Source organism: Nocardia jiangxiensis NBRC 101359, from assembly GCF_000308615.1.
In the GTDB taxonomy this organism is placed as follows: Bacteria; Actinomycetota; Actinomycetes; order Mycobacteriales; family Mycobacteriaceae; genus Nocardia; species Nocardia jiangxiensis.
In genome coordinates this window covers 42,976-62,236 of sequence record NZ_BAGB01000063.1, presented here as the reverse complement: position 1 = coordinate 62,236, position 19,261 = coordinate 42,976, and the positions used below count along the sequence as shown (strand labels likewise).

Annotated in this window: 17 protein-coding genes, 1 tRNA gene and 1 pseudogene; 13 read left to right on the top strand and 6 right to left on the bottom strand. The window is 68.1% G+C overall.

The features are described 5' to 3' along the window. Window positions 1-31 precede the first annotated feature (31 nt). Window positions 32-238 carry a heavy-metal-associated domain-containing protein gene (locus tag ON40_RS28490; protein WP_040827947.1) on the bottom strand — a complete coding sequence of 69 codons (207 nt, stop codon included), beginning with the start codon at window positions 236-238 and terminating at the stop codon, window positions 32-34. Window positions 239-407: 169 nt separating this feature from the next. Between ON40_RS28490 and ON40_RS28485 the strand changes: the two genes are divergently transcribed. From ON40_RS28485 to ON40_RS28475, 3 genes are all read left to right on the top strand, one after another. Beyond that, the gene (locus tag ON40_RS28485; RefSeq protein WP_040827946.1) at window positions 408-1,328 is read left to right on the top strand and encodes a 4-(cytidine 5'-diphospho)-2-C-methyl-D-erythritol kinase; all 921 of its coding nucleotides are present in this window, start codon (window positions 408-410) and stop codon (window positions 1,326-1,328) included. 82 nt (window positions 1,329-1,410) lie between these two features. After that, window positions 1,411-1,484, top strand: a tRNA-Met gene (locus ON40_RS28480). A 249-nt stretch (window positions 1,485-1,733) separates the two neighbouring features. Beyond that, entirely contained in the window at window positions 1,734-3,554 is a 1,821-nt protein-coding gene (locus ON40_RS28475; RefSeq protein ID WP_040827945.1) for an ABC-F family ATP-binding cassette domain-containing protein, read from the top strand. 28 nt (window positions 3,555-3,582) lie between these two features. Here ON40_RS28475 and ON40_RS28470 read toward each other — a convergent pair whose 3' ends face one another. Both ON40_RS28470 and ON40_RS28465 read right to left on the bottom strand, forming a co-directional pair. After that, window positions 3,583-4,323, bottom strand: a complete 741-nt coding sequence (locus ON40_RS28470; RefSeq protein WP_245568033.1) for an Abi-alpha family protein — start codon at window positions 4,321-4,323, stop codon at window positions 3,583-3,585. Then, a complete protein-coding gene (locus ON40_RS28465; protein ID WP_051193676.1) occupies window positions 4,314-5,636 on the bottom strand; it encodes a DUF445 domain-containing protein in 1,323 nt (440 codons plus the stop codon). Before ON40_RS28465 ends, ON40_RS28470 begins: the two co-directional genes overlap by 10 nt. Before the next feature lie 274 nt (window positions 5,637-5,910). On the opposite strand from ON40_RS28465, the gene ON40_RS54830 reads away from it, so the two are divergent. Continuing rightward, window positions 5,911-6,816, top strand: a complete 906-nt coding sequence (locus ON40_RS54830) for an Abi-alpha family protein (RefSeq protein WP_083896003.1) — start codon at window positions 5,911-5,913, stop codon at window positions 6,814-6,816. 85 nt (window positions 6,817-6,901) lie between these two features. Further along, window positions 6,902-7,438 carry a nuclear transport factor 2 family protein gene (locus ON40_RS28455; RefSeq protein ID WP_051193664.1) on the top strand — a complete coding sequence of 179 codons (537 nt, stop codon included), beginning with the start codon at window positions 6,902-6,904 and terminating at the stop codon, window positions 7,436-7,438. 10 nt (window positions 7,439-7,448) lie between these two features. On the opposite strand, the gene ON40_RS28450 is transcribed toward ON40_RS28455, so the two are convergent. Both ON40_RS28450 and ON40_RS28445 read right to left on the bottom strand, forming a co-directional pair. Continuing rightward, window positions 7,449-9,068 carry a peptide chain release factor 3 gene (locus ON40_RS28450; protein ID WP_040827944.1) on the bottom strand — a complete coding sequence of 540 codons (1,620 nt, stop codon included), beginning with the start codon at window positions 9,066-9,068 and terminating at the stop codon, window positions 7,449-7,451. A 53-nt stretch (window positions 9,069-9,121) separates the two neighbouring features. Further along, a complete protein-coding gene (locus ON40_RS28445; RefSeq protein ID WP_040827943.1) occupies window positions 9,122-9,673 on the bottom strand; it encodes a TetR/AcrR family transcriptional regulator in 552 nt (183 codons plus the stop codon). A gap of 109 nt (window positions 9,674-9,782) precedes the next feature. On the opposite strand from ON40_RS28445, the pseudogene ON40_RS28440 reads away from it, so the two are divergent. The 4 genes and pseudogenes from ON40_RS28440 to ON40_RS28425 all read left to right on the top strand — a co-directional run bounded on the left by ON40_RS28440 (window position 9,783) and on the right by ON40_RS28425 (window position 13,237). Beyond that, window positions 9,783-10,446 (top strand): annotated as a pseudogene (locus ON40_RS28440) (lysophospholipid acyltransferase family protein). Between the two features lie 371 nt (window positions 10,447-10,817). Continuing rightward, window positions 10,818-11,417, top strand: a complete 600-nt coding sequence (locus ON40_RS28435) for a 50S ribosomal protein L25/general stress protein Ctc (protein ID WP_040827942.1) — start codon at window positions 10,818-10,820, stop codon at window positions 11,415-11,417. Between the two features lie 55 nt (window positions 11,418-11,472). Then, window positions 11,473-12,063: an aminoacyl-tRNA hydrolase gene (pth, locus tag ON40_RS28430; protein WP_040827941.1), complete on the top strand. Its 591-nt coding sequence runs from the start codon at window positions 11,473-11,475 to the stop codon at window positions 12,061-12,063. A gap of 88 nt (window positions 12,064-12,151) precedes the next feature. Continuing rightward, the gene (locus ON40_RS28425) at window positions 12,152-13,237 is read left to right on the top strand and encodes an ADP-ribosylglycohydrolase family protein (RefSeq protein WP_040827976.1); all 1,086 of its coding nucleotides are present in this window, start codon (window positions 12,152-12,154) and stop codon (window positions 13,235-13,237) included. Between the two features lie 16 nt (window positions 13,238-13,253). Here the strand turns inward: ON40_RS28425 and ON40_RS28420 are convergent, their stop codons facing one another. Then, complete coding sequence (locus ON40_RS28420; protein ID WP_040827975.1) at window positions 13,254-14,450, bottom strand: aminotransferase class V-fold PLP-dependent enzyme; 1,197 nt, start codon at window positions 14,448-14,450, stop codon at window positions 13,254-13,256. Between the two features lie 339 nt (window positions 14,451-14,789). Between ON40_RS28420 and egtA the strand changes: the two genes are divergently transcribed. Genes egtA through egtD form a run of 4 tightly spaced genes read left to right on the top strand, consistent with a single transcriptional unit; the run spans window position 14,790 to window position 19,201 of the window. After that, on the top strand, window positions 14,790-16,040 hold the full coding sequence (egtA, locus tag ON40_RS28415) for an ergothioneine biosynthesis glutamate--cysteine ligase EgtA (protein ID WP_040827940.1): 1,251 nt from the start codon (window positions 14,790-14,792) through the stop codon (window positions 16,038-16,040). A gap of 55 nt (window positions 16,041-16,095) precedes the next feature. Beyond that, window positions 16,096-17,436 carry an ergothioneine biosynthesis protein EgtB gene (gene egtB, locus ON40_RS28410; protein ID WP_051193662.1) on the top strand — a complete coding sequence of 447 codons (1,341 nt, stop codon included), beginning with the start codon at window positions 16,096-16,098 and terminating at the stop codon, window positions 17,434-17,436. Further along, a complete protein-coding gene (egtC, locus tag ON40_RS28405) occupies window positions 17,436-18,230 on the top strand; it encodes an ergothioneine biosynthesis protein EgtC (RefSeq protein ID WP_040827939.1) in 795 nt (264 codons plus the stop codon). The genes egtB and egtC overlap by 1 nt, the downstream gene beginning before the upstream one ends. Then, on the top strand, window positions 18,230-19,201 hold the full coding sequence (gene egtD / locus ON40_RS28400) for an L-histidine N(alpha)-methyltransferase (RefSeq protein ID WP_174435082.1): 972 nt from the start codon (window positions 18,230-18,232) through the stop codon (window positions 19,199-19,201). Before egtC ends, egtD begins: the two co-directional genes overlap by 1 nt. Window positions 19,202-19,261: the final 60 nt, after the last annotated feature.

The following is a 19,261-nucleotide window of genomic DNA, read 5'->3' as shown; positions in this document are numbered from 1 at the left end:
CTCCTTCGTGATGGTTCTCGCGGTGGTTCGGTCAGCTCGCGAGCTGGTATCCGGCCTCGTCGACAGCGGCGGCCACGGCGGCCTGGTCGACCGGGTTCGCCGACTCCACCTGGACCCGCCCGCTGGCCAGGTCCACCTCGACGCCGGTGACGCCGTCGATCCGGCCGATTTCCTTCTGCACCGACGCCACGCAGTGTCCGCAGGTCATTCCGGTGACGGTGTAGGTGCTGCTCGCCATGATCTCGACTCCTTCGAAAATATACGGTGAGGGGGTATCCCCGGACGTTCCCGAAGGTACCCCCTACGGGTATTGCGTGCAAGTGGTTCGAGCTGCCTGACCGGCGCGGCGGCGCGTTGGCGACCGCTGTGACCGCACATGTCGGCCACGCCTATTACGCTTGGGGCTCGTGCTTTCAGTTGTACCCAGCCCTGTTGTCGTGCGGGCGCCGTCGAAGGTGAACCTGCACCTGGGGGTGGGTGACCTGCGTGCCGATGGGTATCACGAGCTCACCACCGTCTTCCAGGCGTTGTCGCTGAGTGACGATATCGAGATCACTCCGGCCGCTTCGCTGTCGGTGCGGGTGAGCGGCGAGGGCGCCGATCAGGTGCCCACCGATCGGATGAATCTGGTGTGGCAGGCCGCGGTGCGGCTGGCCCATCGCGCCGGGCGCGCTCCGCTGGTGGAGATCGCGATCCGCAAGGGGATTCCGGTCGCGGGCGGTATGGCGGGCGGCAGCGCCGACGCCGCCGCCGCGTTGGTCGGGTTGAACGAACTCTGGGACGTCGGCCTCACCCGGGACGAATTGGCGACGCTGGCCGCCGAATTGGGCAGCGACGTCCCGTTCGCGCTGTACGGCGGGACCGCGCTGGGCCGCGGGCGTGGGGAGAAGTTGCTTCCGGTGTTGTCGCGCAGCACTTTTCACTGGGTGCTGGCGCTGTCTCGCGATGGTCTGTCCACGCCGACGGTGTTCCGCGAACTGGACCGACTACGGGAGCAGGGCGATCCGCCCCGCCTCGCCGAACCGCAGGAGTTGTTGCAGGCCTTGGCATCCGGCGATCCGGCTCAGCTGGCCCCGCTGCTCGGCAACGACCTGCAGGCGCCCGCACTGTCGCTCAAACCCGGTCTGCGTCGCACCCTGCGCGCGGGCACGGGTGCGGGAGCCCTGGCCGGTCTGGTCTCCGGTTCCGGCCCCACCTGCGCATTCCTGTGCGAGGGCGAGGAGGCCGCCATCGCGGTGGCCGCCGAACTCTCCGGCGCCGGCGTCTGCCGCAGCGTACGCACCGCCAGCGGCCCGGTGCCGGGCGCCCGCATCGTCGGCGAGCACTGACCCGCGCGAATGCGCCGCAAAGATGCTGGTCCGGGCGCGATTCGGTATTCGGAGGGGGTGTCGTGTACTGTTGGAAACACGACGCGGGATGGAGCAGCTCGGTAGCTCGCTGGGCTCATAACCCAGAGGTCGCAGGTTCAAATCCTGTTCCCGCTACTAGCGAAAGTGGCCCGGAAGCATTGCTTCCGGGCCACTTTCGTATCTCCGGCCGCTGTGGACTCGCGTGCCGCTCCACCGCGGTCCCGCGCTCCGCCCGGGGGGAGATCCGGGACGTGAGCGGCGGCGTGAGATCATGAGGAGCTTGCCGAGCGCCCCGGGGACGGGCTGCCGACGCGGCAGGCGATCCGGAATCGATGACACGCCACTCACACTGTTTGGCCTGAATACGGAGAGGCGGACGAGCCCATGGTGAACCTGGTCAACCTGGAACAGGTCGGCAAGAGTTTCGGGATCACGCCGCTGCTGGATCAGGTCTCCCTCGGTGTGCAGGAGGGCGAGCGGATCGGGGTCGTGGGCCTGAACGGCGGCGGCAAGACGACGTTGCTCGAGGTGATGACCGGCATCGAGCAGCCCGACAGCGGGCGGGTGAGCCGGATGAACGGGCTGCGGATGGCGGTGGTCACCCAGCGCGGCACGCTGCCCGAGGACGCCACCGTCGGCGACGTGGTGCTGGCCGGGCTCGCGGACGACACGGTAGGCAGCGATCCCGTCGTGGCGGAACACGAATGGGCCGCCGATCCGCGGATTCGCAACGTCATCGAGGGAATCGGCATCGCCGGGCTCGGTATGGACGCCCCGGTCGCCAACCTGTCCGGCGGTGAGCGTCGTCGGGTGGCGCTGGCCGCGGCCCTGGTGCGCGACCTGGATCTGCTGGTGCTGGACGAGCCCACCAACCACCTCGACGTCGAGGGCGTGCAATGGCTGGCCGAACATCTGCTGGCCCGGCGCAGCGCCCTGGTGGTCGTCACGCACGATCGCTGGTTCCTGGACACCGTCGCCACTCGCACCTGGGAAGTGGTGGGCGGCAAGGTGGAAAGCTACGAGGGCGGCTACAACGACTGGATCTTCGCCCGCGCCGAACGCGCCCGGCAGGCCGATGCCACCGAAGCCCGCCGCCGCAATCTGGCTCGCAAGGAACTGGCCTGGTTGCGTCGCGGCCCGCAGGCGCGCACCTCCAAGCCGCGCTATCGCGTCGAGGCCGCCGAAGCGCTGATCGCCGACGTGCCCGCGCCGCGCGACACCGTCCAGCTGGCCGCCTTCGCGCGAAAGCGGTTGGGGCGCGTGGTGATCGAGCTCGAGGACGCGACGTTGAGCACGCCCGACGGCCGCGAACTGGTGCACGATCTGACCTGGCGGCTGTCCCCCGGTGAGCGGGTCGGTCTGGTCGGGGTGAACGGCTCGGGCAAGACCACGCTGCTGCGCGCGCTGGCCGGTGACACCGAGCCGGTGCCCGGCCGCCGGATCCAGGGGCAGACCATCCGAATCGGCTGGCTGCGTCAGGAACTCGACGATCTGCCGACGAATATGCGTGTGCTGGAAGCGGTATCCGATGTCGCGGAGCGAATCACGCTGGGCGACCGGGAGGTCAGCGCGGGACAGCTGGCCGAGCGGCTCGGTTTCACCCCGGCCAAACAGCGCACCCCGGTCGGCGACCTGTCCGGTGGTGAGCGGCGTCGTCTCCAGCTGACCCGCATCCTGATGGGCGAGCCGAACGTCCTGCTGCTCGACGAGCCCACCAACGACCTGGACATCGACACCCTGCAGCAGCTCGAGGACCTGCTCGACGGCTGGGCGGGCACGCTGGTGGTGATCAGCCACGACCGCTACCTGATCGAGCGCATCTGCGATTCGACCTGGGCGTTGTTCGGCGACGGCAAACTCACCAACCTGCCCGGCGGCATCGAGGAGTACCTCCGCCGCCGCGCCGTGCTCGCCGCGCCCGCCCGGCCGGCCTCCGCGTCCGGCGCCGCTACCGACGGATCGTCCAATTCCGCTGCCCCCGCGACGGATTCGGCCGCCTACCGGGCCGCCCGCAAGGAATTCGGCCGCCTGGAACGGGCTCTGGAGAAACTCACCGAACGCGAACAGCGCCTGCACGACGCCCTGGCCGAGGCCGCCACCGACCCGGACAAGCTGGTCACCCTCGGTGTGGAGCTGAAACAGGTTCAGGCGGACAAGGAATCGACCGAGGAACGCTGGCTCGAACTCGCCGACGAGGTCGGCTGAGCCGATGCCGCGCCCGAGGACGTGAGTCCTACTGCGCCTTGTCGACGGGCGGCACCGGCAGGCAACAGCAGACGAAGTCGCCGCCGAAACCGGTCAGCACGATGCTGCAGTACCGGATCTTGGCGCGCGGGCGGCTGCGCGACAACACCGACCGGGTCTGCGACTGGGCTTCGAGCAACTGGTACCGAGCCGGATTGTCCAGCGGTTCGGTGGTGAAGTCGATCAGGCCCAGCCGGCTCAGATTCGTCAGATAGTGGGCGGTCCGGTCGGGGGAGTGCAGCGCGGCCTCCTCGCCGATCAGGTTGAGCCCCATCTCGATTCGCTGCGTTCCGGGGGTCAGCGCGCGGCCGGTGCGCACATCCAGGGTGGGCTGCGGGCCGTCCAGGTAGAGGAATCGCAGGATGCGCGCCTCGTCGGGCGTCAGCTCGGACAGGATCCGCGCGTACGCCGGATGATCGCCCTCGCCGGTCTGCACCCGCGCGGAATGCCGGAGTAGTTCCGCACCGCGCTCGCGCAGATTCGAGACCGGTTCCGCATCCGAATCCGCTTGCGGTGCAGGGATACCCAGCGCCCGGCGGACCGATTCGCGCATCTGCTCACCGGCCTCGGTGAGCAGTTCGCGCGGCGGCCGCCCCGCCATACTGCCGCGCACGACGGTCCCGGTGATGTCCCGGGCGGTGTCCACGCTCCACGAAGTCGCTTCCGCCGCAGCCGATGCCGCCACCTGCACCAGCCCGGCCGCAGCGCGCACGGGGTCGCTCAAAGCCATGTTCTCGCCACTTCCGTTCCGAAGATCAGAAGATGAGCGTAACCGGCGATGAGCCCCAACACGCCGCCATGGACGAACAAGAGCCACTCGTCCTGTTTGATCGCCGCACGCAGCATATCCACGAAACTCGGTGGGGACAGGGCCGCCATCTGCTTGGCGATATATCGGCTGACCTGCGTACTCTGCTGTGCGTTGAAGGCCGGATCGGCGAAGGCTGCCGGTGCCAGGCTCTTGGCCTTGTCCGCGAAACTGTCCTGCAGCGTCGTGTAGTCGCGCCTGCCCATCATGAACTTCACCGGCCCGCGCGCCGGGCCCAGCGCCTTGTCGGTGGCCGGGCGCAGGGTGTCCTCCAGGACCTGCATGGTGCGGTCCGCGCGCGGCCCGTTCAGCAGTTCGTCGCCGACGTTGGCGACCGTGATGATCTGGGTGGCAACCAATTCCGCATAACCCTCGGTGATCTCGGACTGCCGTTTGATCAGCAGGCCCTGCCGCCATGGGCACCACCACTTCGGGTACGCGGGGGCGAAGATCATGTTCAGGCCGATCCAGTTCACCACCCAGCCGATCACCACCCCGCCGACCGGTAGCACGACCAGGGCGGACCAGTTCGTCAGATGCAGGATGGCCACCAACACCGCACCCATCGGCGCGCCGAAATAGAAGCCGAAATTCTGCATGAATCGCAGCTCCTTGGCCCCCAGCACCTGGAAGACCGTATTGAGCAGCTGCGGGCGGGACTGGAAATACCGGATCACCATCTGCTTGACATCGAGCAACTGCTCGATATTGTTGCCCAGCTCGACGGTCAGTTCCCGGAGCACCTCGGGCAACTGCTCGCGCACCCGTTCGTGCACCATCTCCCGGACCGGGTTGGGCAGGTTGTACCAGAGCTGTGGATGTTCGCGGATCGCGATTTCCTCGACGATGCCGCGGATCTGCTCCTGCGCGAGGGTGGTCAGATGTTCGGCCAGCGCGTCGGGCTCGAGCTCGCGATAGAAATCGCTGACGCTGCCCAGTTTGGACAACCCCTTGTCCACGGCGATCGAAGCCATCTTGTCCGCGCGCGAGGGGACGATGCCCTGCCAGCCCATTCGCCCGTCGTAGCGCAGCAGCGGGAGAACCTGAATCCGCTTGGGCAGGAAGTGGAACAGCGATTTGAGACCGGGCACCGAAATGCCGTGGAAGTAGATCGGCTTGAACAGCATCAGGATGCCGGTCCAGTTGGTGATGTAACCGATGATGCCGGTGAACAAGGGGATGGTGATCAGTTCCAGCAGAATGGATGGGTGGATATGAAAATAGCTGCCTAGCACGACACCCTCCTGCAGAACCGTACCGGTGACCACCGCCTCACCGGTACTCGAAGGTACCCGTCGGCAGGGTGGACCTTACTGCGGAATTGCGGAGATGGTCGAATTTGCGGCCGGATGTGGTCCGTGGCGTCCGAAGTGGGAGACTTTCGGGTAGCCGGTCGTCGTGGTTGCCCGGTACTCTTCGCACGGCCCGCCGGGCCGAGGCGCCCGATGATCGGGTGGCGGCGATAATCTGTGAGCGTTTTCGTTCACCTGGCGAGTTTCGGAGAAGGACGTGGCAGACGACAGGAGCGGACGCGACGTCGCCCGCCCGGGACCTCGTTCCGTGGAACGCACCTCGGACGTGGAGCAGCGGCAGATCAGCAACGAGGCCAGGCTCATCCGCGGCGTGTTCCGCGCGGCCGGGCTCGCCGCCGGGACGGCGGTGCGCGGCGGACAGTGGGCGATGGGCACCACCTACGAGGTGACCCGGCAGATCACCCAGGCGGCCCTGGACGGGGAATCCTCCACCGAGATCGCCGAGCGCGCCGGGCAGGCGCTGCAGTCGGTCGCTCGCAGTGTGCTGGGCGTCACCGAGGGGTCGGTGCGCGAGATCGTCAGCTATGTGCCGACCGCCAACGGGCATACGCCGCAGGCCATTACCACCGGCGGTTACGTCCGGTCCACCACGATGGACGATCTGCGTCGTCGCGGTGACGCGCTGCTGGCCCGTTCGGCCGATGTGTACTTCACCGAGGAAGTGCATCCGGCCTACGACCGGATCCTCGATCAGCTCGCCCCCGACGAGGCCCGCATCCTGCGATTCATGGCGCAGAACGGCCCGCAGCCCTCGGTCGACGTCCGCACCAACCGTCCCCTGGGGATCGGTTCGGAACTCGTGTCCGGTGATCTGACCTCGGTGCCCGAGCAGGCCGGCGTGCGCTACCCGGACCGCTCACGCCATTATCTGATCAACCTCAACCGCCTCGGCCTGCTGATGAACTCCGACGATCCGGTCCTGTTGAGCCGCTACATGGTGCTCGAGGTCCAGCCGATCGTCGAAACGGCCCTCAAAGCCGCCGGACGCGTCCCCAAGATCGTGCGAAAGAGCCTGCGCCTCACCGAATTCGGCGAGGACTTCTGCCGCATCTGCTTCACCCTCCCGGGCGAGGCCGCACCCACTCAGCGCACCGACGGGTAGTTCGCCGAACCGGCCGCCGTATAGCGATTCGGTACAGATCTTCCAAATCACGGAGAAGTCGGTGTCCGGATGGGATTGTTGAGGTATGGACTCCGATGCCGTCTCCGCAATCAGTCGGCTGAAGTTCCGCTACCTGCGGGCACTCGATACCAAGTCCTGGGACGATTTCGCCGACACCATGGTCCCGGACGCGACCGCGACGTACAGCGAGTACCTGCAGTTCGAATCGCGTGACGCGTTCCTGGCGTTCATGCGCAATACCCTCGGCCCGCACGTGATCACCGAACATCACTGCGATCATCCGGAGATCGACGTCGACGGTGACGAGGCCACCGGCACCTGGTATCTGGCCGATACGGTGCTGATCCCCGGCCACAACATGCTGCTGCGCGGCGCGGCGTTCTATTCGGACCGCTACGTCCGCTGCGAGGACGGCAACTGGCGCATCGCCCACACCGGCTACGAACGCACCTACGAGGTGGTGCTGTCCCTGTCGGACCTACCGAGCCTGCGCCTCACCTCGAGCCGCTGGGGCCTGATCGCCAGCGAGCCGGAGACCGGCGAAGTCGTGGGCGGTGACGGGAGATCCCCGAGCGCTCCCGAAGAAGAAACCATGGGTTGAGGCGGCGAACCTAGTCCGCGGTGGCGACCAAGGGATCCAGGGTCAGGTCGGGCATTTCCTTCTGGATGTACTGCAGGCGCCATTTGTCGCTGAACAGGGCCAGGATCGCGCCGTCGGTGCGGGTGAAGACCTCGACGCCGCGCTGGCGGTCGAGTTCGGTTGCGGATTCCGCGTCGGTGCGACGGGCCAGCTGATAGGGCAGGAAGTCCAGTTGCGTCTCGACGGTGAATTCGGCCTGCATGCGGGCGGTGACCACCTCGAACTGCATGGGACCGACCGCGGCCAGCACGGGGGAGGCGTCACCACGGGTCTCGTTGCGCAGCACCTGCACCACGCCCTCGGAGTCGAGCTGATCGATGGCCTTGCGGAACTGCTTGTACTTACCCGCGCTGCGCGCCCGCAACGTGGCGAAATGTTCCGGCGCGAAGGACGGGATCGGCGGGAATTCGACCTTCTTGTCCACGAACAGCGTGTGCCCGGGGGCCAGGGCGGTCGCGTTCACCAGACCGACCACATCACCCGGAAAGGCCGTGTCGACCGTGGAACGTTCGCGGCCGAAGACGGTCAGCGCGTACTTGGTCGCGAACGGCCGTCCGGTCTGGGCGTGCGTGACGACCATGCCGCGCTCGAATTCGCCGGACACGATGCGCATGAACGCCAGCCGATCGCGGTGCGCGGTGTCCATACCGGCCTGCACCTTGAACACGACCGCGCTGAACGGATCGGTGGTCACCCGGGCCGAGCCGCTCACGTCGTCCCGCGGTCCGGGCGGGGGAGCAAGGGCCACAAGGGTTTCCAGCAGCTGGCGCACCCCGAAGTTCAGCATCGCCGAGGCGTAGATGACCGGCGAGGTCTGCCCGGCCAGGAACAGTTCCTGATCGTGGTCCTGCCCGGTGGCCGAGAGCAGTTCGCTCTCCTCGGCCGCGGTGGTCCACACCTCGCCCTCGCGTTCGCTCGCCTGCTCGACGTCGTAGGACTCCTCGGGCGCGATCGTCGCGCCACCGGCGGTGCGAGTGAAGTGGATGTATTCGGTGGCCGCACCCTCTTCGCCGCGACGCAGCAGCCCGCGGAAATCGCCCGCGATGCCGACCGGTAGGAACAGCGGGGTCGGGGTCAGGCCGATGCGCTCGCTGATCTCGTCGAGCAGCTCCAGCGGCGCGCGTCCGGGCCGGTCCCACTTGTTGATGACGGTGATCACCGGAATCCCGCGGTGACGGCACACCTGGAACAGTTTGAGCGTCTGCGGTTCCAGGCCCTTGGCCGCGTCGATGAGCATGACCGCGGCGTCGACGGCGGTCAGCACCCGATAGGTGTCCTCGGAGAAATCCGAGTGACCGGGGGTGTCGACCAGGTTGATCACGCAGTCGCCGTATTCGAACTGCAGCGCGGTCGAACTCACCGAGATGCCGCGCGCCTTCTCCATCTCCATCCAGTCCGAGACGGTCGACTTGCGCCCGGACTTGCCGTGGATCGCACCGGCCTCGGCGATCACCTTGGCGTGCAGTGCGAGGGCCTCGGTGAGAGTGGACTTACCCGCGTCGGGATGGGAGATCACCGCGAAGGTGCGCCGCCGCGCGACTTCCTGTGCCAACCGCCCGGACGTGGTCGCGCTCGGGGAAGGGGAATTCACGGGACGGCTCCTGATTCGGGGGTGGTCAACCTCTCCAGATTACTCGGTCCGCTTCAGGCGAGATGCCGGGCTATCGCGGCGCGCACCAACTCCTCGATATCGGCCTGCGGCGCGATCAGCTCGATACTGCGATTGGCGACGACGGTCGCGATGCCGTGCAGATTCGTCCACAGACCCAGTGCCCGTTCGCCCGAACGATCCGGTGTGCAGGCGTTCACCAGATCCGCCCACAGCCGGTAGATCGGCACGGCGCGCTGCCGGACGTTCTCGCCGGTACCCGCGATCCGGTCGTGCCGGAACATCAGCACGAACATCTCCGGCCGTTCCCGCGCGAACGCCACGTACTGCACTGCCAGCGCCTCCACGCGAGCGCGCGCGTCCGTGGCCTCGGATGCCTCGAATCGTGTTCGCAGATCGACGAATCCGCGCGCGGCGATCGCGGCGAGCAGAGCGTCGTGGGTGGGGAAGTAGCGCCGCGGCGCCCCGTGCGAGACACCCGTCTCCCGGGCGATCGCGCGTAGTCCGAGTTGTCCCGCGCCGACCTGCTCGAGCATGTCGACCCCGGTGCTCACCAGTCGTTCCCGCAACGACTCATCGACTCCCATGCGCGTCATTCTCGCGTCCCGGTGTGACCGGATTGTGCGCGCAGGCCCGTAGACAGTGTCTACGGGCTGTGGTAGACACTGTCTGCGAGTCGAATTCAGGGAGGGTTCCATGTGGTATCGGCTGTTGAAGTACGTCGTGGTCGGGCCGCTGTTGTGGGTGCTCGGGCGGCCGAAAGTGGAAGGTCTGCACCATGTTCCGCGCACCGGGCCGATGATCATCGCGGCGACTCATCTCGCCGCGATCGACTCGCTGTACCTGTGCCTGGTGCTGCCACGCCGGATCACGTTCATCGCCAAGAGCGAGTACTACACCGGGACCGGGTTGCGCGGTCGATTCGATCGGTGGGTGCTGCGCGCGACCGGGCAGGTGGCGGTGGATCGATCCGGGGGCGCCGCATCGGCTCCGGCGTTGGAGGCGGCGGCGCATCCTCGACGACGGCGGGGTGTGGGGGATCTACCCGGAAGGCACCCGCTCGCCCGACGGGCGCGTGTATCGCGGGCGCACCGGTGTGATCCGGGTGGCCATGCGGACCGGTGCGCCGGTGATTCCGGTGGTGCTCTCGGGGACCGATCGGGTGAATCCGCCGGGGCGGCGCGGCTGGCGATTCGCCCGGGTGCGGATCGGTTTCGGTGAGCCGCGGTATTTCCGGCCCGCGGACCGGGACGGGGTGCGCGGTGCGACCGATGCGCTGATGTCCGAATTGGTGCAGCGTTCGGGGCGGCGGTATGTCGATCACTACGCGAAGCGGTTCGATGCCGCCTCGGAAGGATGAACCGTCTTCTCCGACAACGCGCAGGTGCGCGGGCGTAACGTTGCGGGGATTCGATTCGAAGGATTCGAACCCGTGTACATCGGCGCTCGGGACGGTAGTGTGGCGGAAGCACGGTGCGCCGGTCGGCGCGCGGATGTGAGCACCGTTCATGGCGCGGGGTCCGGTTCGGGGTGCTCCGTCGTGCGTGTTATTCTCTTCGGGTTGTCTCGGCGAGGGTGTGAGGCACAGATGTGCACACACCGTGATCGACGCGGCTCGGCTTTTCCGCCGTTCTCGTTCGTTCTTTCGCCCGACGAGCAGACCCTTTGCCAGGGCAGCCCCTGGCCAGCTAGGTACACCCGCCCCGGAAAGCCGTAGGAGAACTTCCCCTCATGTCCGACACCAGCCTTCTCGAAGCCACCGTACGTACCGAATTCGGCAAGGGCGCCGCGCGCCGCACCCGCCGCGACGGCAACGTTCCGGCCGTGCTGTACGGCCACGGTGAGGCGCCCAAGCATCTGGCCATCAACGCCCAGGCCTTCGCCGCCATCCTGCGTGAGCAGGGCACCAACGCCGTGGTGAACCTGGAGATCGAGGGCACCAAGCAGTTCGCGCTGACCAAGTCCGTTGTCGTGCACCCGATCCGTCGGTACATCGAGCACGCCGACCTGCTGATCGTCAAGCGCGGCGAGAAGGTCGTCACCGACGTGCACGTCACCCTGGTCGGCGACGCCGCTCCCGGCACCCTGGTCACCCAGGAGTCGACCACCCTGTCGGTCGAGGCCGACGCGCTGAACATTCCGGAGCAGATCGAGGTTTCGGTCGAGGGCGCCGGGCCGGGCACCCAGATCACCGCGGCCGACATCGCCCTGCCCAAGGGCGTCACCCTGGCCGCCGATGCCGAGACGCTGATCGTGAACATCATCGTCGCGCCGGCCGCCGAGGCCGAGGGCGAAGCCGAGGGTGAGGCCGAGGGCGAAGCCGCCGAGTAAGGCTGCTGCCCAACGGTTTTCCTGACCGAGTCGAATGCCTGAGATGCCCGAGAGAATGACGTCCGATACGGAGCGTCCGACGGGACCCGCGCTCGTGATCGGCCTGGGTAATCCCGGATCCGAATACGAGCGCACCAGGCACAATGCGGGTTTCATGGTCGCCGACGTGCTGGCTGGGCGCGTCGGCGGCCGTTTCACCGTGCACAAGAAGTCCGGCGCGGACCTGCTCGAGGCGCGTCTGGACGGGCGCAAGGTGCTGGTGGCCAAGCCGCGTTCGTTCATGAATGTCTCCGGCCGCCCGGTCGCCGCACTGGCCCGCTTCTTCTCCATTCCGCCGACCGAGGTGATCGTCGTCCACGACGAACTGGATCTCGAGTTCGGCACCGTCCGCCTCAAACGCGGCGGCGGTGAGGGCGGCCACAACGGCCTGCGGTCGGTCTCCAATGCCCTCACAACCAAGGACTACCTGCGCGTCCGATTCGGCATCGGCCGCCCGCCGGGCCGCCAGGATCCGGCCGACTACGTTCTCAAACCCTTCTCCAGCGTCGAGCGCAAGGAACTCCCCGTCATCGTCGAACAAGCGGCGGACGCAGTGGAACTGCTGCTCCGAGTGGGCCTGGAAGCCGCGCAGAACCAGGTGCACTGAGGTACATACCAGCGCCGATTGCGTTGTGCGAGGCCCGGATTGAGGTCTGCTCGAGTGAGATCGCCGGCGGGCTGCCATGATCGGATGTGTGCAGGAGTACACGAAACTGGTGGATCGGGTCCGTGGGTCACTGCTCGGTGGGGCTATCGGCGACGCGCTGGGGTGGCCGATCGAGTTCTACGAGCTGGATGCGATCCGTGAATTCCACGGTCCGGACGGCGTGACGGATTTTCTGCCCGGTCGCGTTTCCGATGCGCCGCAGCAGATCACCGATGACACCCAGATGACACTGTTCACCGCGGAGGGGTTGTTGCGGCTGGCGCCGGGCACGGATCCGGCCCCGGCGTTGCAGCGGGCCTATCTGCGCTGGCTGCGGACCCAGCGGCAGGACGACCCGGATCCCGTGCCCGACGGCTGGCTGTCGAGCCGGCCGTTCCTCTACGCGCGGCGCTCACCCGGGAACGCGTGCATGAGCGGACTGAACCGGCAGCAGGAGCAGTACTGCGAACCGCATCAGCTGGGCGTGCCGGGTCCGGTCAACCCCGACTCCAAGGGGTGCGGGACGGTGATGCGGTCCGCGCCGTTCGGGCTGGCCCGCCTGGGTCCCGATGTCGCGTTCGCCATGGCCGCGCGCTGCGCTCAGCTCACGCACGGCCACCCGACCGGCTATCTGTCGGCGGGTATCTTCGCCGCGCTGATCGATCGCGTGGTCGCGGGCATCCCGCTGCGAGATGCGGTGCAGCAGAGCATCGCTCAGATCACCGGCGGTCCCGGCGCGGAGGAGACCGTCGCGGCGCTACAGCGCGCGGTCGGCACCGCCGAGGAGGGCGAGGCCACGGCCGAACGCGTCGAACAGGTCGGCGCGGGCTGGATCGCGGAGGAATGCCTCGCGATCGCGGTGTACTGCGCGCTGATCGCCGATCGGACGGCGGATCCCCGTGCGGCACTGCTGCTTTCGGTGAACCACTCCGGTGACTCGGATTCCACCGGCGCGGTCGCGGGAAATCTGATCGGCGCGGCGCACGGCCTGTCCGCGTTGCCGCTGGACATGGCCGGTCGGGTGGAGGGACGCGACGAGTTGGTCCAGGTTGCCGACGATCTGATCCTGGCCTTCCACGTCGGCGACCGCAGCCATCTGCCCGCCCGCTACCCGCTCGACGCGCCGGTGCACTGACCGGCCCGCACCCGGCTCAGCGGCCGGTGGCCAGCCCGGTCACGGCCTCGGTGAAACGCTCCAGCTCATCGGGGCTGACGAAGCAGTGCGGCGAGGCGCGCACCACCGAGTCCAACCGGCGCGCGGACATATCCAGCAGCGTGGATCCGCGATGGCTCACGGTGACGGTGATGTCCTGGGCCAGCAGCCGATCGCGGATGTCCACCGGAATCCAGCCGTCGATGGTGAACGAGACGATGCCGCTGTGCCGGGCGCCCAGATCACGGACGGTCACCTCGGGGATCTCCGCGAGGGTTTTGCGCAACTGCTGGGCGTTGGCCGAGATCGCGGCGTAGACCTCATCGGGCCCGTGGTCCAGCAGATAGCGCACGGCCGCGCCCAGGCCCAGGCGCGCGGCGACGTCGCACTCCCAGAATTCGAAGCGGCTGGCGTCGGCGGCCAGGCGGTATTCGCGCGGTCCCACCCACGCGGCGCTGTGCAGGTCCAAGCGGGTCGGTTCCATGGTCGCGGCCAATTCCGGTCGCACGTACAGGAATCCGGTGCCGCGTGGGCCGCGCAACCATTTGCGGCCGGTCGCCGACATCGCGTCGACATCGAGTTCGGCCACGTCCAGCGGGAGCTGACCGGCGGACTGGCAGGCGTCCAGCAGTACCAGCGCATCCACGCGGTGCGCGATGCGGGCCGCCTCACCGACCGGGTTGACGAGGCCGCCGTTGGTGGGCGCGTGCACCAGCGACACCAGCTTCACGCGTTCGTCGAGCATCGCGGCCAGTGCGTCGAGGTCGAGCTGACCGGCCTCGTCGCTGGGGATCTGCTCGACCACCGCGCCGGTGGCCTGTGCGCGTTGCAGCGTCGCGATGGCGTTGCTGGCGTAGTCGGCCTCGGAGACCAGGATGCGGTCGCCGGGCGCGAGCGGTACCGCGTAGAAGAAATCGGACCAGGCCCGGGTCGCGCTGTCGCTCAACGCGATACCCGACGGGTCGGCGTTGATCAGCGTGCCGATCGCGGCCTTGACCGATTCCAGATCGTCCAGGCGCTCATTCGCGGCGCGGTAGCCGCCGATCTCGGTCTCCCGGCGTAGATGTCCGGTCACCGCGTCCAGGACCGGCCGGGGCGGCAGCGACGATCCGGCACTGTCCAGAAATACCGGTGTCGGCCAGGTGGCGTTGTCGTAGGCCGGGATGTCGGCGCGAAGGCGAGTCAGATCGAGCACCCAATCGACGATAGAAGATGCCGGGCATCGCGTGTGCGGCCAACTCGCCGAATCCGGCGCGGCGAACGCGGGTGTCGCACGCGCCGCACGGCGGATCCGTGCTCGCCCGAGGTCGGTTCGAGGGGATTCGCGCTGGTCGGGTGTGGTGATCACGCACCGTTATCGTTTCGTCAGATTTCTTGTCGGTAGCCGCCGCTACTCTGGTCCGGGTCGGCGGAATCGAGTTCCCCCGGGTGGCCGGTCCAGGTCCGCCCGGCCGGACGAGCCGCCGGGCGACACAGCTAGGAGCAGCACGGCTGCCGCGGCGCGAGTAGCGCCCGCGGCGGAGCGGAGGTTGACATGGCAGTCACGGCGGTCCGGGCCGCGGTCGGAGCGGGGGGCAATTTGACCTCACGCGCCGCGGCCGAGGCGTATGTCGGCGGCGTCTGTTTCAAACAGGGGCCACCCTGTCTGATCGGCGCCGAGCTCGAGTGGCTCACCGAATCCGGTGAGTGTTCGGCGCCCGCCCCGCGTCCCGAGCCGACGGCGCTCGCGGAGGCATTGGGGCCGTACGCGCCGTCCACGATTTCGCCCGAATCTCCCGCTCTACCCCTGCCCGGAGGCAGCCGGGTCACCGTCGAACCCGGTGGGCAGGTCGAACTCTCCAGTGCTCCGTTCGAATCAGCCGCCGAATTGTGTGCGAGCCTGCGGGCCGATGCCCGCCATCTCGAACGATTGCTCGAATCCCGTTCCATCCGAACGTTCTCCGCCGCGGCCGACGGCATCCGTCCGCCGCGGCGAGTGCTGCAGTCCCCGCGCTATCGGGCCATGGAACGCTCCTTCGCCGGAATCGGCCCGTTCGGCAAGCTCATGATGTGCAACACCGCGGCAACGCAGGTCAGCGTGGACGCCGGGGCCGATCACGCCGAGATCGCGGCGCGGTGGACCGCACTCAACACCGTCGGCCCGGCCCTGCTGGCGGCCTTCGCCTGCTCACCGGATCTGCACGATGCCCCGGCCGGTTCGTGGGCTTCCCAGCGAATGCGCGCCTGGCTGCGCCTGGACCATGCCCGGACCAGGCCGCCGGTGCTGGACTGGCCCGATCCGATCACCGCGTACGCCCGCTGGGTGCTGGACGTCCCGCTGCTGTGCGTGCGCCGGTCCGACCAGGAGGACGACTGGGCGGCCCCGCCCGGCGCGACCTTCGCGGATTGGCTGTGCGGCGCTCTCGACGAAGAGATCGGCCGCCGCCCCGACGCCGCCGACCTGGACTATCACCTGACCACGATGTTCCCGCCGGTGCGGGCCTCGGGATATCTCGAGGTGCGCTATATCGACGCGCAGCCCGGCCAGGACTGGTCGGTGCCGATCCACGTGATCGAAGCGCTCATGTCCGCGCCCGAGGTGGTCGCCGCGGCGACCCGCGCGGCCGCACCGATGGCGGACTGCTGGCTCGAGGCCGCCCGCTGTGGTCTGACCGATCCCGAAATTCGTTCGGTCGCAGTGGATCTGCTGGAAATCGCCGCTGCCGCCGCTGCCCCCGAAGCGGCCGATACGGTGCACGCCGCGGTGCGCCGATGTCGTGCCGGATTCATGCCCACCGCGCGCTGAACCTGCTCGCGCGCCGTTGTCGCGTCGTCATTCACCTCACCCTCGGAGTTCTTCCATGACCGTTCATCTTTCCGGAACCGACCACGCCGAAACCGAACGATTACGCGAGCAGATCGCCCAGGTGCTCACCAGGGCGCGCGAGCGTACCGCGGGGCTCACCGACTGCGTCGACGAGGCCGAACTGGTGGCCCAGCATTCGCGGCTGATGAGCCCGCTGGTGTGGGATCTGGCGCATATCGGGAATCAGGAGGAGCTGTGGCTGGTGCGCGATGTCGGCGGCCGGGAACCGGTGCGCGCCGACATCGATCAGCTCTACGACGCGTTCCGGCATCCGCGCGCCGACCGTCCCGCCCTGCCGCTGCTGGATCCCGCCGAGGCCCGCGACTACACCGGTACGGTGCGCGCGAAGGTGTGGGATGTGCTGGCGGACAGTGATTTACGTGGTGATCGACTGATCTCCGGCGGTTTCGCCTTCGGCATGATCGCCCAGCACGAACAGCAGCACGACGAGACGATGCTGGCCACCCATCAGCTGCGCGTCGGTGGCGCGGTGCTCTCGGCCTCGCCCGCGCCCACCGCCGCGGTTCCGGTGTCCGGCGAGATCATCTTTCCCGCAGGGGAATTCATGATGGGCACCTCGACCGATCCGTGGGCGCTGGACAACGAACGGCCCGCCCACCCGGTGCGAATGCCCGGATTCGCGATCGATGCCGCGCCGGTGACCAATGCGCAATATCTGGAGTTCATCGAGGACGGTGGTTACCGTCGTCCGGAGCTGTGGTCCGAGCAGGGCTGGGAGCATCGGGTCCGGGTGGATCTGAACGCGCCGCAGTTCTGGGAGCGTGACGGTGGAAACACCTGGTGGCGAAGGGTTTTCGGCACGATGACGCCGTTGCGTCCGCAGCAGCCGGTGGTGCACGTGTGCTGGTTCGAGGCGCAGGCGTATGCCACCTGGGCCGGTAAACGGCTGCCCACCGAGGCGGAATGGGAGAAGGCGGCGCGGTTCGATCCGGCCACCGGGCGCTCGCGCCGATATCCGTGGGGCGATGCGGATCCCGATGAGACCACCGCCAATCTCGGTCAGCGGCATCTCGAACCGGCGGAGGTGGGTGCGTACCCGGCGGGGGCGTCACCGTCCGGGGTGCATCAGCTGATCGGGGATGTGTGGGAGTGGACCTCCTCGGGGTTCGAGCCGTATCCCGGTTTCGAGATGTTCCCGTATCCGGAGTACTCGCAGGTGTTCTTCGGCGGGGATTACCGGGTGCTTCGCGGCGGGAGTTTCGGCACCGATCAGGTCGCGTGTCGCAGCACGTTCCGCAACTGGGATCACCCGATTCGGCGGCAGATCTTCTCCGGGTTCCGGCTCGCCCGCGATCTGCGAGCGGTGGAACGCTGATGTGCCGTCATCTGGGATATCTCGGTCCGCTCGCACCGGTCGGCGAGATCCTCACGCGCGGTGCGCATTCGCTGTACACACAGGCATGGGCCCCGCACGACATGCGCGGCGGCGGCACCATCAACGCCGACGGGTTCGGCGTGGCCTGGTGGCTGCCCGGCGGCGAGGTGAGCCGGTATCGCAACTCTTCGGCGATCTGGACCGATCCGGCCGTGGAAGAAGTTCTGCCGCAACTGAATTCGACTGCAGTGCTGGGGGCGGTCCGCTCGGCCACCAATTCGCTGTCGGTGGAACGCAACGCGTGCGCGCCGTTCACCGGTGGGCGCTGGGCGTTCAGCCACAACGGGCGGATACCGGACTGGCAGCCGGTACTCACTCGGCTGGCCGCGGAATTCGGCACGCCGTCGTTGATCGAGGCCGAATCACGCACGGATGCGGCGACATTGTGGGTGATCGTGCGTGATCTGCTGGAGAAGTCCGGCGATGCGGGCGAATTCGGTTCGTCGGTCGCGGATCCGGCCGCGGTGCTGCCGCGGGTGATCCGGGCCGTACTGGACCTCTCGCCCGAATCGCGCCTGAACCTGCTGCTGGGCGATGGCGAAACACTCTGGGCCACAACCGTTCACCATGCGTTGTCGGTGCTGGTCACCGAGGAGACGGCGGTGGTGGCCTCCGAACCGTACGACGACGATCCGCGCTGGCGGGCGGTCGCGGACCGGCAACTGGTGACGCTGCGTCCCGGCCACCTGTCGATCGTTCCGCTCGATGCCGAAGATTCCGAAAGGGCGCTGTGATGACCGCACCTACGCTGGAAATCCACCTCACCGATGCCGATCTCACCGAGGCGTTGCGCTCGGACGCGCGACGCGGGCTGACCTCGGACCCGAAGACCTTGCCGCCCAAGTGGTTCTACGATGCCCGCGGCAGTGAGCTGTTCGAGGAGATCACCCGCCTGCCCGAGTACTACCCGACCCGCACCGAGCGCGCGTTGCTCGAACGCGTCGTCGGGGAGATCGCGCAGATCGCGCAGGCCGAGGTCCTGGTGGAACTCGGCGCCGGGTCCGCAGCCAAGACCCGCCTGCTGCTGTCCGCGCTCAGCGCGGCCGGGCCGTTGAAAACCTATGTACCCCAGGATGTCTCGGAGTCCGCGCTGCGTGGTGCGGCCGAGCAGGTCGGTGCGGAATTCCCGGGCCTGGCCGTGCACGGCGTGGTCAGCGATTTCACCGACACGCTGCACAACCTCCCGCGCGGCGGCCGCCGCATGATCGCTTTCCTCGGCGGCACGATCGGCAATCTGATCCCCGCCGAGCGCGCGGAATTCCTCGCCGGTGTCGCCGCGGTCCTGGAACCTGGGGAGCAGCTGCTGCTCGGCGCGGGCCTGGTCATCGACTCCGACGTCCTCGTCCCCGCCTACGACGACGCCGCCGGAGTCACCGCCGAATTCAACCGAAATGTCCTGCACGTGTTGAACTCTCGCCTGCGCGCCGATTTCGACCCCGACGCCTTCACCCACGTCGCGGTCTGGGACGCGCGGAACGAGTGGATCGAGATGCGCCTGGAAGCCACCCGGGGCATGACCGTCACCGTCCCCGACCTGGACCTCACCGTCCACTTCGCGAAGGGCGAGCAGATGCGCACCGAGATCTCCGCGAAATTCCGCCTCGAGGGACTCGCCGCGGAACTCGACGTCGCGGGATTCGACACCGAGCACATGTGGACCGATCCGCAGGACCGATTCGCACTCGTACTGGCCGCCCGCCGCTGACGGGCGCGTTCGGCACCGAAACCGCACCGGCGTGGTTCGGTGCGGTTGCGGTGTCGGCCG